General features: G+C 61.6%; 10 protein-coding genes. 1 reads left to right on the forward strand and 9 read right to left on the reverse strand.

Translation table 11 applies throughout. The features are described from left to right. Nucleotides 1-23 precede the first annotated feature (23 nt). The 7 genes from CAQU_RS03370 to CAQU_RS13185 form a co-directional block, all read right to left on the reverse strand. Nucleotides 24-1,337 (reverse strand): MFS transporter, encoded by a 1,314-nt coding sequence (locus CAQU_RS03370; protein ID WP_075725228.1) that lies wholly within the window; start codon nt 1,335-1,337, stop codon nt 24-26. Between the two features lie 142 nt (nt 1,338-1,479). After that, nucleotides 1,480-3,834, reverse strand: coding sequence for a sensor histidine kinase (locus CAQU_RS03375; RefSeq protein ID WP_075725230.1), 2,355 nt, complete (start codon nt 3,832-3,834; stop codon nt 1,480-1,482). Between the two features lie 445 nt (nt 3,835-4,279). Beyond that, nucleotides 4,280-4,540: a response regulator transcription factor gene (locus CAQU_RS03380; RefSeq protein ID WP_075725232.1), complete on the reverse strand. Its 261-nt coding sequence runs from the start codon at nt 4,538-4,540 to the stop codon at nt 4,280-4,282. Between the two features lie 500 nt (nt 4,541-5,040). Next, a complete protein-coding gene (locus CAQU_RS03385; protein WP_075725234.1) occupies nt 5,041-5,694 on the reverse strand; it encodes a response regulator transcription factor in 654 nt (217 codons plus the stop codon). A gap of 116 nt (nt 5,695-5,810) precedes the next feature. After that, complete coding sequence (locus CAQU_RS03390; protein WP_075728340.1) at nt 5,811-6,446, reverse strand: DUF3239 domain-containing protein; 636 nt, start codon at nt 6,444-6,446, stop codon at nt 5,811-5,813. Nucleotides 6,447-6,578: 132 nt separating this feature from the next. Then, nucleotides 6,579-8,213, reverse strand: coding sequence for a DNA repair helicase XPB (locus CAQU_RS03395; protein ID WP_075725236.1), 1,635 nt, complete (start codon nt 8,211-8,213; stop codon nt 6,579-6,581). A 120-nt stretch (nt 8,214-8,333) separates the two neighbouring features. After that, nucleotides 8,334-10,613, reverse strand: coding sequence for a helicase-associated domain-containing protein (locus CAQU_RS13185; RefSeq protein WP_075725238.1), 2,280 nt, complete (start codon nt 10,611-10,613; stop codon nt 8,334-8,336). Between the two features lie 65 nt (nt 10,614-10,678). Between CAQU_RS13185 and CAQU_RS03405 the strand changes: the two genes are divergently transcribed. Next, nucleotides 10,679-10,870, forward strand: a complete 192-nt coding sequence (locus tag CAQU_RS03405) for a hypothetical protein (RefSeq protein WP_075725240.1) — start codon at nt 10,679-10,681, stop codon at nt 10,868-10,870. Between the two features lie 216 nt (nt 10,871-11,086). Here CAQU_RS03405 and CAQU_RS03410 read toward each other — a convergent pair whose 3' ends face one another. Together CAQU_RS03410 and CAQU_RS03415 are read right to left on the reverse strand one after the other, a co-directional pair. After that, complete coding sequence (locus tag CAQU_RS03410; RefSeq protein ID WP_075725242.1) at nt 11,087-12,718, reverse strand: solute symporter family protein; 1,632 nt, start codon at nt 12,716-12,718, stop codon at nt 11,087-11,089. Between the two features lie 12 nt (nt 12,719-12,730). Next, nucleotides 12,731-13,096, reverse strand: coding sequence for a DUF485 domain-containing protein (locus CAQU_RS03415; RefSeq protein WP_075725244.1), 366 nt, complete (start codon nt 13,094-13,096; stop codon nt 12,731-12,733). Nucleotides 13,097-13,346: the final 250 nt, after the last annotated feature.

Genomic DNA, 13,346 nt, shown 5'->3' on the forward strand with positions numbered 1-13,346 from the left:
CATTGGTGTGTGTGGAGGTGTTTTTACAGGCTTTGGCCTTTTCGTTCGGGCAGGGCGAATGCGGACGCGGCTGCGATGGCGAAGGCGGCTGCGAAAACACTAAAGACTGCCTTGTCCCCACCGAGGTCCATCACTGCGGGCACAAGCATCGGCGCAATGACGGCTGCAACGCGTCCGATAGCGGCTGCGGTGCCGGCACCGGTGGCGCGGATGTGGGTGGGGTAGATCTCTGGGCCAATGGCGTATAGGGCACCCCAGGCGCCCAGGTTGAAGAAACTAAGCAGGCTGCCGGCGATGAGGATCATGGTGGTGTTTGCTGCGGTGGCGAAAAGCCCTGCCGCGCAGGCGGAACCGATCAGGAAGCTTGCTAGGGTTGCGCGTCGTCCCCACTTTTCCACCAGGAAGGCCGCACATGCGTAGCCGGGCAGCTGCGCCAGGGTGATGATGAGGGTGTAGCCAAAGGACTTCACCAGGCTGTGCCCCTGCAGCACGAGTAGGGTCGGCAGCCACATAAAGGCCCCGTAGTAGGCGAGGTTGACGAAGAACCAAACCGACCACAGGCCTGCGGTGCGGGTTCGCAGGCCGGGGGCGAAGATGGAGGTGGCGTTGCGGTGGGGGTCGGTGTTGGTGTCCTGTTGGGTGTTTGGGTAGCGCTTATTGTCCGAGCCGGCCTCGAAGAAACGCACCGCGCGTTCGGCTTCCTCGCAGCGTCCCACGCTTTGGAGGTAGTGGACTGATTCGGGCATTTGGCGGCGTACGTAGAGCGCGTAGAACGCCGGGAGCACGCCGATGAGGAGGGCTACGCGCCATCCGGCGAAATTGTCGCCGTAGGTGTTGGGGATGATGGTGTATCCGATGATGGCGGCGAGGATCCAGCCTAAAGCCCAGAAGCTTTCCAGGGCGACGACCATGCGCCCGCGGATGTGGGTGGGGGAGTATTCCGCCACCAGGGTGGAGGCGACGGGTAGTTCGGCCCCGAGCCCGAGTCCGACGATGAAGCGCAGCACGATCAGGGTGGTCAGGGTGGTGGCGAAGGCTGAGGCACCGGTGGCGAGCCCATAGATGAGCAGGGTGGCGGCGAAGACGGTGCGGCGTCCGGTTTTGTCGGCTAGGCGGCCACCGAAGCTGGCGCCGATCATCATGCCGGCGAATCCTGCTGATCCGAGCCAGCCGAGGTGTTGTTTGTCGAGCTGCCAGTCGGCGGCGAGGGCGGCCATGATGAAGCTGAGTAGTCCGACGTCCATGGCGTCGAGTGCCCAGCCGATGCCGGATCCGGCGAGTAGTTTTTTGTGCGCACGTCCGAATCGGAGGGTGTGCAGGCGCTCCAGTTGGTTCATGCCAGCACACGGTATTGTTTTTTGCTTATCGAAGCAAAATGTCTTTTCGCCCCCAGCTACCCCCATGCGTGTGAGGTGCGGGCGGGTTGCTGGGTGTGATGGGGGCACTCTTTGGTGTGGGTGGCTGGGGGATGGTTGCCGTTTAGGTGGGGCGTGGGCTGGTTGGGGCGCTGGTGTGCGGGGTGTGGCGGTAGTGGATGTGTGGGTGGGTGTTGGGCTCGTCGGAGACGATGGTGCCGAATTTGTCGCGTCCTTGGGGGTAGATGCGGGCGGTGATGGTGGTGCCGTTGGGCGCGTGGTTGAGGGTGTCGATGAGGGTGGTGATGAATTGTTGGAGGTGGTCGTTGGTGGTGTCGTCGAGGAGGGTGTTGCGGCGCCGGGTGGTGCCCATGGTGAGGTCGAGGTCGTCGAGGAGGGTGACGTTGACTCCGCGGGCGCGGGCGAGCCAGATGCTTTGGGTCAGTGGTGCGGTGTCGAGGTGGGGGCAGCGGATGGAGTCGCGGAGGCGTAGTTCGAGCAGCCGGGCGTTGGCGATTTTTTGTTCGGGGGTGAAGGCGTCGTTGAAGGCGACGTCGAGGAGTCGGATCAGCCAGTCGTTGGAGTGGGCGAGGTATTCACTGTGGGCGAGGTGCCGTTCGAAAAGGACGGTTTGTCGTTGGGCGAGCTCGTAGGCGACGGGGAGGGCGCGGGTGAGTTTGTTGATGAGGTAGGGCACGAACATGCCGGCGAGGATGACGGGCAGGGTTTTGAGGAAGTAGATGGGGCCGACGATGTCGAGGCTGGTGGTGGCGCGGAGGAAGATGATTTCTGCCAGCAGGATGCCGACGGTGGCCAGGCCGGTGAAGGGGCGGTGGCGGAAGGCGATGAGGTTGACGAGGATGGGGAAGATGCTGACGTACCAGTATTCGGGCCAGGTGTGGCCGATGGGGGTGTTGGAGAGCAGGCCGGCGGTGAAGAAGGTGAGGGTGCCGATGGCGGCGACTGCGGTGGCGACGGGCGGCAGTTTGGTGTGGGGGCTGCGGCGTAGTGCTTGCAGGATGACGATGATGGAGGCCATGGCGATGGCTTCGTGGGCGCCGAATTTGTCTTGGCTGCAGGCGATGGTGCCAAGGAAGGTGGCGCTCATCAGCAGCATCATGGGGGTGCTGTAGACGACGGGTAGGCCGAGTAGTTCGTAGATGCCGGGGGTTTTTACGGCGATGGTGGCGGGGTGGGCGGTGCCGTCGTTGTCGGAGGTGTAGCGCATGGTGACGGTGGTTCCGGCACCGGGGCGGGTGGACAGTTCCGCGGTGCATCCGGGGATGGATTGCACGCGTTTGATGATGGAGACCCGCACCCCGGCCCGGTCGGCGGGAACCGCGGCCAGGTCGAATCCGGGGCCGTTGTCGCTGAAGACGAGGCTGAGTCCGGTGTGCCCGTCGCCCGGCTGGAGGCGGTGGATGTTGAGGGTGCGCCTTGCGGTGGGGGCGTGGACGGCGGAGTTGCGGGCTGCTTGGTCGAGGGCGTCGAGTAGGGCTGCGGCGGTGAGTGCGTCGACGATGGGGCTGTGGGTGATGTCGGTGTCGGTGTGGAGGATTGTGTCCGGGGCGGTGTTGGCGAGCACCAAGCGGGCTTTATCGATGAAGTCGGCCAGGGATAGTGCGACGGTGGCGTTGGCGGCGACGGCGTGGACGTCGGTGTGGGTGCGGGTGGTGGGGATGGATTGCCGGTCCGGGGGGCTGGTGGTGCGCTGGATGCTGTTGAGGGCGCTGAGGACTTGGTCGTGCAGGTGTCCGAGGAATTGGCTTTCGGATTCCTTGAGGGCTTCGGAGTGCACGATGGCGGCGGATTGCCGCTGCGCTTCGGCGACGGTGTCGTCGAGGGTTTTGAGGGTGGCGCGCGCGTAGGAGTAGAAGATGATGAATGGGGCGGTGTATGTGGCGGAGAAGCAGCAGCGCACCAGCAGGGGCAGCGCATCCGCTTCGAAGGGGTTGAGGAGGGTGCCGACCAGGGCGATGAAGATTCCTACGAAGGGCCCGATGCGGGGCGGCAGTGCGGCGGAGATCATCATGGCGGGCACCCCGCAGTAGTCGCCCATGTTCAGCGCCGCCAGGGGGGATTGTCCGCTGGTGAGCAGGTAGCCGGCGTGGAGGATTCCGATCGCGATAAACACGCTGGAGGTTGCCACCATGATTGCCCGAATGGTGGTGGGTTTGGTCAGCAGGGCTGTGGTGGTCAGCAGCACCGCGCACCCCATCAGCGTCCACAGTGTGATGGTGGTGACGGGGTGGCCTTGGGGGTGCGTGAGCACGCTGCTTAGGCTGCGCCCGGCCGGGTCGTCGTAGCCGATGAGTACCAGCACGAACCAGATGCAGCCCGCCACCCCGCCGGTGATGCGCAGCAGGCGGGATTCCGCATGGAAGCTTTCCCCGATCACCCAGTCCAGGCGGCGGGGAACATCCACGAAGCGGGTGGGGGCTGGGGTGAAAAACTCAGCGGGATAGGGGGAAACCGGCACGACGAAACCTGCCCAACAGCAACCACAAACGACCAGGAACACACGATGGCGACACCCCACCCGCGGCACAGAGCACCGCGCCGCGGGCGAAAAATGAACGTCACCATCCCCACCCCAAAAACGCGTAGCCTTGCCGGCGTATCCACAGCGACAGGGCACAGCGAAAGGGCACATCACAAGGCCACAGTCACAAGCTCAGCGTGACAAAGCACGGCCGCACAGCCTAAAACACACCTTCTGGCCAAGACACTGCAGGCCACAAGGCGCGGCGCACGACGACCACGCCCAGCTGCAGCAAGCGCCAAGGTTTTTTTAAAAGTGGCCGTGCTGTGTGGCGGGCGCGGCGAAGCCGCCCTAAACGGGCAGAACGTTTTGGCACCACCACAGCAGGAGCTTCAGGCAACACGCACCTGCGCCCAGCTAGGCGGGGTGGGGGAGGAGGAAACTAGCGGGCGCCGGCGGTAATGATGCCGTCCTCAATGGCGCGGATCAAAAGCTCCGCCTTGGAGCGGGCCGGCCGACCCAGCGCCGCATACTTGTGGCGAATATGGGAAATATGGCTGCGGACCGTGTCCTCAGCGACGCCCAACAAATCGGCGGTCGCCGCCTTGGAAGGATTATCCAACCACGTCAACAAAACCTCCCGCTCGCGGGGAGTCAGCTGCGGGCGTTGATCATCCTTGGGCTTTTGGAAAGTGAGCGACATCTTCAATTCTCCTACAAGCAACCGCGACACCGCGCGGAGGTGAGATCGCAGCCGGATGAATGGACCTAGAATTCATCCGGAAATAGCGCAGAAGGGCTACGGATTATTGCGCATCCCTGCGAAGAGTTTTTAGTGTGAAACCTTCACCCGTAAGGGTAGTGGAAAACGCGCACGCCAGAAAGCCCCCATTTTCGGTGGCTTACCCCCGTAAAACCCCTGCGCATAGCCGTGCAGCGGGCCAGTCGGGTGGGGCGAAACCACCGCGAAAAAATACCCCCGCCCGTACCCAAAAAACCGCCCCCACATCACCGGCACACCATGCTTTTCACGCTGCAAAAAGGCAGTCCAAAACCCCGCCCGAAACCCCAGGGGCGAAAAACAGCAATTACCCCCAACGCCCGCCAACTGAAAAGCCACCCGCACCCTTTTTTCCGTGGCGCCTGCCTGGGGGTAACAGTGAGGAAAAGATCACCACAAATACCCCCAACCGAGGGTTATCTCTAGGTATCCAACGGGCCCGGCAAATACCCATCCTCCTGGCCCCGCCGCAACAAATCCACCTTCGTCGACGCCCGCCGCCCCTCCTGCTGATAACGAGTGCGAATCCGGTTGATGTAATCCTGCACCGTCTCCGGAGAAATATCCATCAAACTCGCCACCCGCTTCGCCGGCTCCCCCATCGCATACAACTCCAACACCTTGCGCTGCTGCTCCGACAAGGTGATCGCATCCGTCAACGGATCCGAATCAATCAACGCCGCCCAATCCGCCGTCGCATAAGTATCCCCACGCGCCACATCCTCCATCGCCGCCGCAATCGTCTCCGCCGGCTGCGACTTCTGAATCACCCCACCGACCCCAGCCAACATCGCCCGCCGCAACAAATACGGGCTCTCCAGGGAAGAAAACACCAACACCGCAAAACCCGCATCCTGCAGCGCCACCACGTTGTCAAAAGGATCCGACCCATCCCCAAGGCGCAAATCCAACAACACCACATCCACCCGAACCGCTCCCTCAGCCCGCGAAGACAAAAACTCACTCACGCTATGAAACGTGCCCACCAACACCGCATTCGGGCACGTCTCAATCACCGCCGACACCCCCATCAACGCAACATCGTGGTCATCGATCGCGACAACATGCAAAGTCATTCCACCAACTTTAAAGCCCCAGCCCACCACCCCGCCCCAGCTCACCTGAAAGGGTTACCCCACGTGGGGCAGAAGAAAACCCCGGCAACAACCGGGGCCACACAGAGAGAAAAAACCTACAACTCCAACAAATTATTCTTCGTCGCCAACACATCATCCACCCGATCCCGCAAGGACTCCAACCGCGTCCACTCAGAATGCGGAATAGCCTTCTGCGCCGCCTTGACCACAGACTTATCCGGAGTCGCCCAATCAACAGGCATCGGAGACACCTGCCGATAATGCAGCTCATTCTTGCGGGAACTACCACCCACCGCCACCGACGGCACCCGCGCCCCCTTCTTCGGCTGCACCCCATTAATCCGCGTCACCGTCCGCGCCGCCAACGCCCACCGCGGCTGACCCTCCGGATCAATCGTGGTATTGACCAGCGCCAACACCACCCCATCACGCGCAGACGTCTTCGCCACAATCGCCGGAACCAAAGGATAACGATTGTAATTGTCCGCCGGCGAACCAATCGTGCGCGGCAACACCGGAATCAACACCAAACACCCCACCCCGCACGCCGCAAACAACCCACCAGAAATCAGCCCCGTCGTCGAAGACTTCTGCCAAAAACTCAACCCCGCACCCACCAACAACAGCAACCCCAACACCAACGACGACCACTGCAAACGCCGCGCATCACGATACAACTCGTTATGGGCAGCATTGTAGGACTCATCAACCTCAATATGCATAGCGCTCATCTTGAAAACACCCGGCCCTTCCAGCCAAAACACTCAACTTCAGCGCAGCCATCACGCGGCGAAAACCACGCAACAACCACACCCACTGCACTCTATCCAACCACCGGTTCCCCCAACCCGCTCAATCCACCCCTACACATCATCCGCATCCACAATCCGATACGCATAGCCCTGCTCCGCGAGGAAACGCTGCCGATGCGCCGCAAACTCCGCATCCACACTGTCGCGAGTCACAATGCTATAAAAATGCGCCCCACTACCATCCGCCTTCGGACGCAACAGCCGGCCCAAACGCTGCGCCTCCTCCTGGCGCGAACCAAAAGTGCCCGAAATCTGAATCGCCACACTCGCCTCCGGCAAATCAATCGAAAAATTCGCCACCTTACTGACCACCAACGTCCGCAACTGGCCACTACGGAACTGCTCAAACAACTTCTCCCGCCGCGCCGTCGACGTCTTCCCCTCCACCACCGGCACCCCCAACTTCGCCGCAATCTCCTCCAACTGATCAATATAAGCCCCAATAATCAACGCCGGCTTACCCTCATGGGCCTGCAAAATCCGCGCAGCCACCCCATACTTCGCCTCCGCACACGCCGCCAACCGGTACTTATCCCGCGGCTCAGCCACCGCATACGCCATCCGCTCATCCTCAGCCATCGCCGTACGAACCTCCACACAATCCGCCGACGCAATAAAACCCTGCGCCTCAATATCCTTCCACGGCGCATCAAAACGCTTCGGACCAATCAAAGAAAACACATCCGACTCGCGCCCATCCTCACGCACCAACGTCGCCGTCAACCCCAACCGCCGCCGCGACTGCAAATCACTCGTCATCCGAAACACCGGCGCCGGCAACAAATGCACCTCGTCATAAATAATCAACCCCCAATCACGAGAATCAAACAACTCCAACGAGCGATACTCACCCTTCGTCTTCCGCGTCACCACCTGATACGTCGCAATCGTCACCGGACGCACCTCCTTACGCTCCCCCGAAAACTCCCCAATCTCCTCCGGCGTCAAACTCGTCCGCCGCAACAACTCATCCCGCCACTGACGACCCGCCACCGTATTAGTCACCAAAATCAACGTCGTCGTCTTCGCGGCAGCCATCGCCGCCGCCCCCACCATCGTCTTACCCGCCCCACACGGCAACACCACAACCCCCGAACCACCAGCAGTAAAAGCATCAGCAGCCTGCCGCTGATACTCCCGCAACTGCCACCCCTGCTCCACCAACTCAATCGGATGCGCCTCCCCATCGACATACCCCGCCCGATCATCCGCAGGCCACCCCACCTTCACCAACTCCTGCTTCAACCGCCCCCGCTCCGACGGATGCACCACCACCGTCAACGGATCCACCACCTGCCCCAACATCGGCGCCACCTTCCGATGCCGCAACAACTCAGCCACAATCGCCGGCTCCTCACTCACCAGCACCAGCCCATGCACCGGGCTGCTCACCAAACTCACCCGCCCATAACGACTCATCGTCTCCACAATGTCCACCAACAACGCCTGCGGCACCGGGAAACGCGAAAAACGATCCAACACATCCACCAACTGCTCAGCATCAAACCCCGCCGCCCGCGCATTCCACAACGCAAGCGGCGTAATCCGATACGTATGCACATGCTCCGGCGCACGCTCCAACTCCGCAAAAGGCGCCAACGCCAACCGCGCAGCCTGCGCATCAGCATGATCCACCTCAAGCAACACAGTCTTATCCGACTGCACAATCAACGGGCCACCAGACATAAAAACCACACACTCCTCAACACACAACAACACACGCGCACGCACACCACGCACACGCGCAACAACCCACCCAGTCTAAGCGCCACACCCCCACACCCACGCCCCCACCACACCAGCCACTCACTCCACCACCACACTCGTAATCCGATGCACCCCAAACCGCGTCATCTGACGCGTCTGCGGATTCAACGCATCCAACGTCCCCGCACTCAACCGCACCGGCTGCACCGTCACAAACTGCGCCACCCCCTCCTTACCCACAAACCCCAACGTCACCAACTTCCGGGCCCGCACCGCATGACCCAACGCATCCACCACCTGCGACACCGACGCACTCTGCGCCACCCCACCCGGATGCGCATCCGCATGCCGAATCGCCTCCACCGCCGCACCCACCGTCAGCGGATTCGGACGAGACGCAGCCGGCGCCTTCACCCGCGCCTGTGGTACCCGGAAAGAATCCACCCGCACATCAACCACATTGCCATCCCGATCCTCAGCCACCGGCTGAAAACCCTCCGCCTGCACATTCGACAACACCTGAATCAACGGCACATCCGCCACCGCCACCGTCGGCGCCAACAACCGCAAACCCACCGCACGGCCCCCAGCACTACTCACCACCTCTGCCAACAACGCCGGATCATCACACCGCAAAAAACTCACCGCAGTACCACCACGCAACACCCCCTGATTCCGCGCCACATCACCAATCAAATACCGCATCGCCTGCGGAATCTCACCCACCACACATGACTCCAACAACGACACAATCTCCGACTCACCCAACCCAGACGCAAACCCCCGCCGCAACGACGCCTCATCCACCCGCCACGTCGACGCCAAACCAGACGACTCCAACACCGCAAAACGCGACAACTCCACCACCACCTGCGGCACCAACGGACCCGGAGCCAACAACGTCATATCGCCCTGCGCCAGCAACACCGACGACGGCTCCGGAAACAACGACACCGCAGCCTCCGCCACCGCCTCAACCGCCTCCTGCGAACACCCCAACTCCGCCAACACACGCACCGCCCCCACCACCGCATCCCCCACCACAAGACCCAAAAACTCCGCATCCCCCACCAAAGAATCCACCACCACCGCATGACCCGAATGAAACTGCACCGGCCGCGCAAACGCCAACAACCCACGCACACCCCCAACACCCGCCACAGCATCCCCCACCGCACACCCCTGCGGCACCCCAGCAACCACCTCCACAAACGTCCGCACCGACTGCGAATAACCAGCCAGCACACTGTCCGAAGACAACACCTTCACCCCATCAACACCCACCTTGCCCGCCACCACCGACGACGACAACCACCCCTGAATCAACAACGCCCACGCATCCGGCAAAGACAACGCCAAAAAATCCTCCCCAGCACTACCCGCCGCAGCAACATAATCCCCACCCGTATCATCCGCAGGCAAAGGATCCGGCTCCCCCTTAGCTAACACCCCAGCAGCCAACAACCACCCCAACAACCGCGCCAGCGTCTGCACATCCGTCCCCAAAGACTCCGCCACCTTCGCAGCAACACGCACCCCCACATCACCAGCCTTGAGCAACGCAATAGGCTCCTTAATCACAAGACGCACCACAGCCGACGCCAACCGCACCGCCTCCGCAGCAGCCGCAGCACCCCGCGCATCCACATCCACCCCCGCAAGCTCAACAAACTCCGGCGCCACCGGAGCAATATCAGCCACCCGCGGCACTTGAAAAAACCGCACCGCAGCCGGAACCAACTCCACAAACATGCCCTCCCGAGCCACCAACACACCCCGCGAAATCAACTGCGGAATTGGGCGAGACGGATCCGCATCCGGTGCCGCATCCTTACTCGACCCCACCCCAGAAGCCTGCGCCAAACGCTCACAAATTCTCCGGCAGGCCTCGGGGAGCTCATCCACAACAGCCTTAACCTCAGCGGCGGAAGCAAGCGCGCCGGGAGGGGGAAGCAGGCGCAAAGCATCGCTGACGAGGTTGGTGGCGCTGACCGCCCGCCATCCCTCAGGGGTGACAAAAGCCAGTCCCGCCGTGGCCAGCTCCTTGAGGGCCTGGTCTCGTTGAGCTGCTTTCAACACCCACTGTTTGTGTGAGCGAAAACGCTGCTTGATGAGCGTGGAAATCTCCGCGGGGGCGACAGGGGTCATACTTGCGTCTAGTTCCTCCAACGCAAGAAACACCACCAATGCTGGGGCGCTCAACTCACGCACGGCGCGCACGGAGGAAGACTTCGCCACCATGCGGGAGGCCAAGACGGGAAAACCTGCAGGTATCGGGCTCAAAACATCGGGCCGGTTGCTTAAGATCCGGGTGAGCTCCTTGTCGGAGAGTCCGCGGAGGTGGTCGGCGAGGGCAGTTTCAAGCGAAGCAGAAGTCATGATGACAACATTTTAGTGCCCATAACGAGGTGACTAATTGCAGCAAGTCTGAAAGAATAGGTGCCATGTCTAACGTTGAGAAGAAGAGCTATGTTGATCCGGGCTGGCCTGCACACACCCCCGGTGACGGTCACCCCGTGACTGAGTTGGTTTCCAAGGTTGCTGGCGCATCCAGCCCCTACGGCGACGAGGTCGTGTTCCCTGTTCCTTCCGAGCAGCTCGGCTACGTTCACCCGTACACCCGCATCAACAAGTAAGGCACCGGCTGCCACCCGGGGGTGGCAGCCCATGCTGACACGTGTAGTGGCGTCCACCCCACGGTGAGACGCCTGCTCGTGTTTCTTCCACGCTGAAGGCCCGCGAACAACGCGGGCCTTCAGCGTTTTTGGGGGAAATAAAAAAGCTTGTTGCCCAGCAGACGTGGTGCTGCTGGGCAACAAGCTCAAAAGTGGGGCGCTGGGATTCCCGGTGGATTAGTGGCTGACTGCCTTTTCCACGCCCACACCCGTCAGGGAGCGGACTTCCATCTCTGCGGCCTTGAGCGGCAGGTCGTCAGGCTTGCCAATCAGGGTGCCGATGATACCCATGATGAAACCGGTCGGAATCGCAATGATCGACGGGTTGGTCAGCGGGAACCAGGCGAAGTCGATGCCTTCTCCCAGGAAGGACGTCGGGGTGCCGGACACGGCGGGGGAGAAGATGATCAGCACCACGGAGGTCAGCAGGCCACCGTAGATGGAAAACAGCGCACCGGTGGTGTTGAACTTCTTCCAGTACAGGGAGTACAGGATGGTCGGCAGGTTCGCAGCAGCAGCAATACCGAAGGCCAGGGCCACCAGGAAGGCGATATTCTGACCGATGGCACCGATGCCGAGAACGATGGCCAGCACACCGATGACGACCACGGTGATACGAGAGACACGCACCTGCTCTTCTTCGGTGGCTTCGCCGTTGCGGATGATGCTGTTGTAGATGTCGTGTGCCACCGATGCGGAGGCGGTGATTGCCAGGCCGGCGACCACGGCGAGGATGGTGGCGAAGGCGATAGCGGAGATGACGGACATGAAGAAGGATCCACCAACTGCGCTCGACAGCAGCAGCACGGCGGAGTTCACGCCACCGGGTGCGGCCTTAATGGTCTCGGGGCCAACCAGCGCGGCTGCGCCGTAGCCCATGACGACAGTCAACAGGAAGAACAGGGCAACAATTCCGATGGTCCAGGTGACGGAGCGGCGTGCTTCCTTAGCGGTGGGCACGGTGTAGAAGCGCATCAGCACGTGCGGCAGGCCGGAGGTGCCGAACACCAGGGCCAGGCCGAGGGAGACGAAGTCCAGCTTGGTCAGGTCGTTCTTGCCGTACTTCAGGCCGGGGCCGAGAACATCTGCGCCGTCGTAGGCGGTGCGGAATGCCTGCGCGGACTCCAGCACGTGGTTGAAACCACCTTTGAGGGTCCAGAAGGTCAGCAGGGAGATCACGATGGAACCACCGACGAGGAGCACTGCCTTAATCATCTGCACGTAGGTGGTGCCCTTCATGCCGCCGACGAGGACGTAGACGATCATGAGCACGCCGACGACTGCGACGACGCCGGCCTGGGCTTTAGCGCCCTCGATGCCGAGCAGCAGGGCGACCAGGCCGCCCGCGCCAGCCATCTGGGCAATCAGGTAGAACAGGGAGATGCACAGGGTCGACAGGGCGGCGGCCATGCGCACGGGCTTTTGCTTTAGGCGGAAGGACAAAACATCGGCCATGGTGAACTTGCCGGTGTTGCGCAGCGGCTCAGCGACGAGCACCAGGGCCACCAGCAGGGCGATGAGGAAGCCCACGGAGTATAGGAAGCCGTCATAGCCGTAGACGGCGATAGCGCCGGTCACGCCGAGGAATGCGGCGGCAGAGAGGTAGTCACCAGAAATAGCCAGGCCGTTTTGCCAGCCCGCAAAGGATGCGCCGCCGGTGTAGAAGTCGGAACCCTTCTGGCTGGTCTTGCGGGTTGCGCGGATCACCACGGTCATGGTGGCGACGATGAATAGGACAAAGACCGCGATGTTGATCAGCGGATTGCCGGTGGCAATTTCTTGGGGCTCAGCGAGCAGGGTGTAAGTCATGGTCGTTGTCCTTTAGGTCTTGTCCACAGCGGTTTGGGCGGCGGGGTATTCCATCTGATCGCGGATGGCTGCGGTCTCCGGGTCGAGCTTGTTGTCGGCGAAGTGGACGTAGGCCCAGGTGACCAGGCCGGCGGTGGCGAATTGGGCCAGGCCCAAAACCATGCCGAGGTTGATGGCGCCGTAGACGGGTCGGGAGACGAAGTCGACCGCGAAGGTGGCGGTGACGATGTAGAACACGTACCAGGCCATGAAAGCCACGGTGACGGGGAATGCGAAGCTGCGGAAGGTGCGACGCAAGTGCTGGAATTCTTGGGAGTTTTGCACTTCCAGGAATTCTTCGGGAGTGGGTACGTGCGGTGCACGTGCCTGGTTAGTCATGATGACGTTCCTCTGGTCTTGTTGTAGACGGGGGCTTGTTCGTGGTCAGGCCGGAGCCGTCGGCGCACTCTCGCATTGCGATGCGCCTCACCTTGTAAAGGTTGTGTGCGCTATTACACAAGAAAACTTCGCTAATGTCTCGAAAACTGCCTATCCAGTTGAAAGGTCAATCATGTTAATTTTTGTGAAGCCAGGTTGGCACTCCTGAATTAACAGGCTTGCAAAGATGTGTTTTTGCAGGTGTCACTAT

This window comes from Corynebacterium aquilae DSM 44791, assembly GCF_001941445.1.
Lineage (GTDB): Bacteria > Actinomycetota > Actinomycetes > Mycobacteriales > Mycobacteriaceae > Corynebacterium > Corynebacterium aquilae.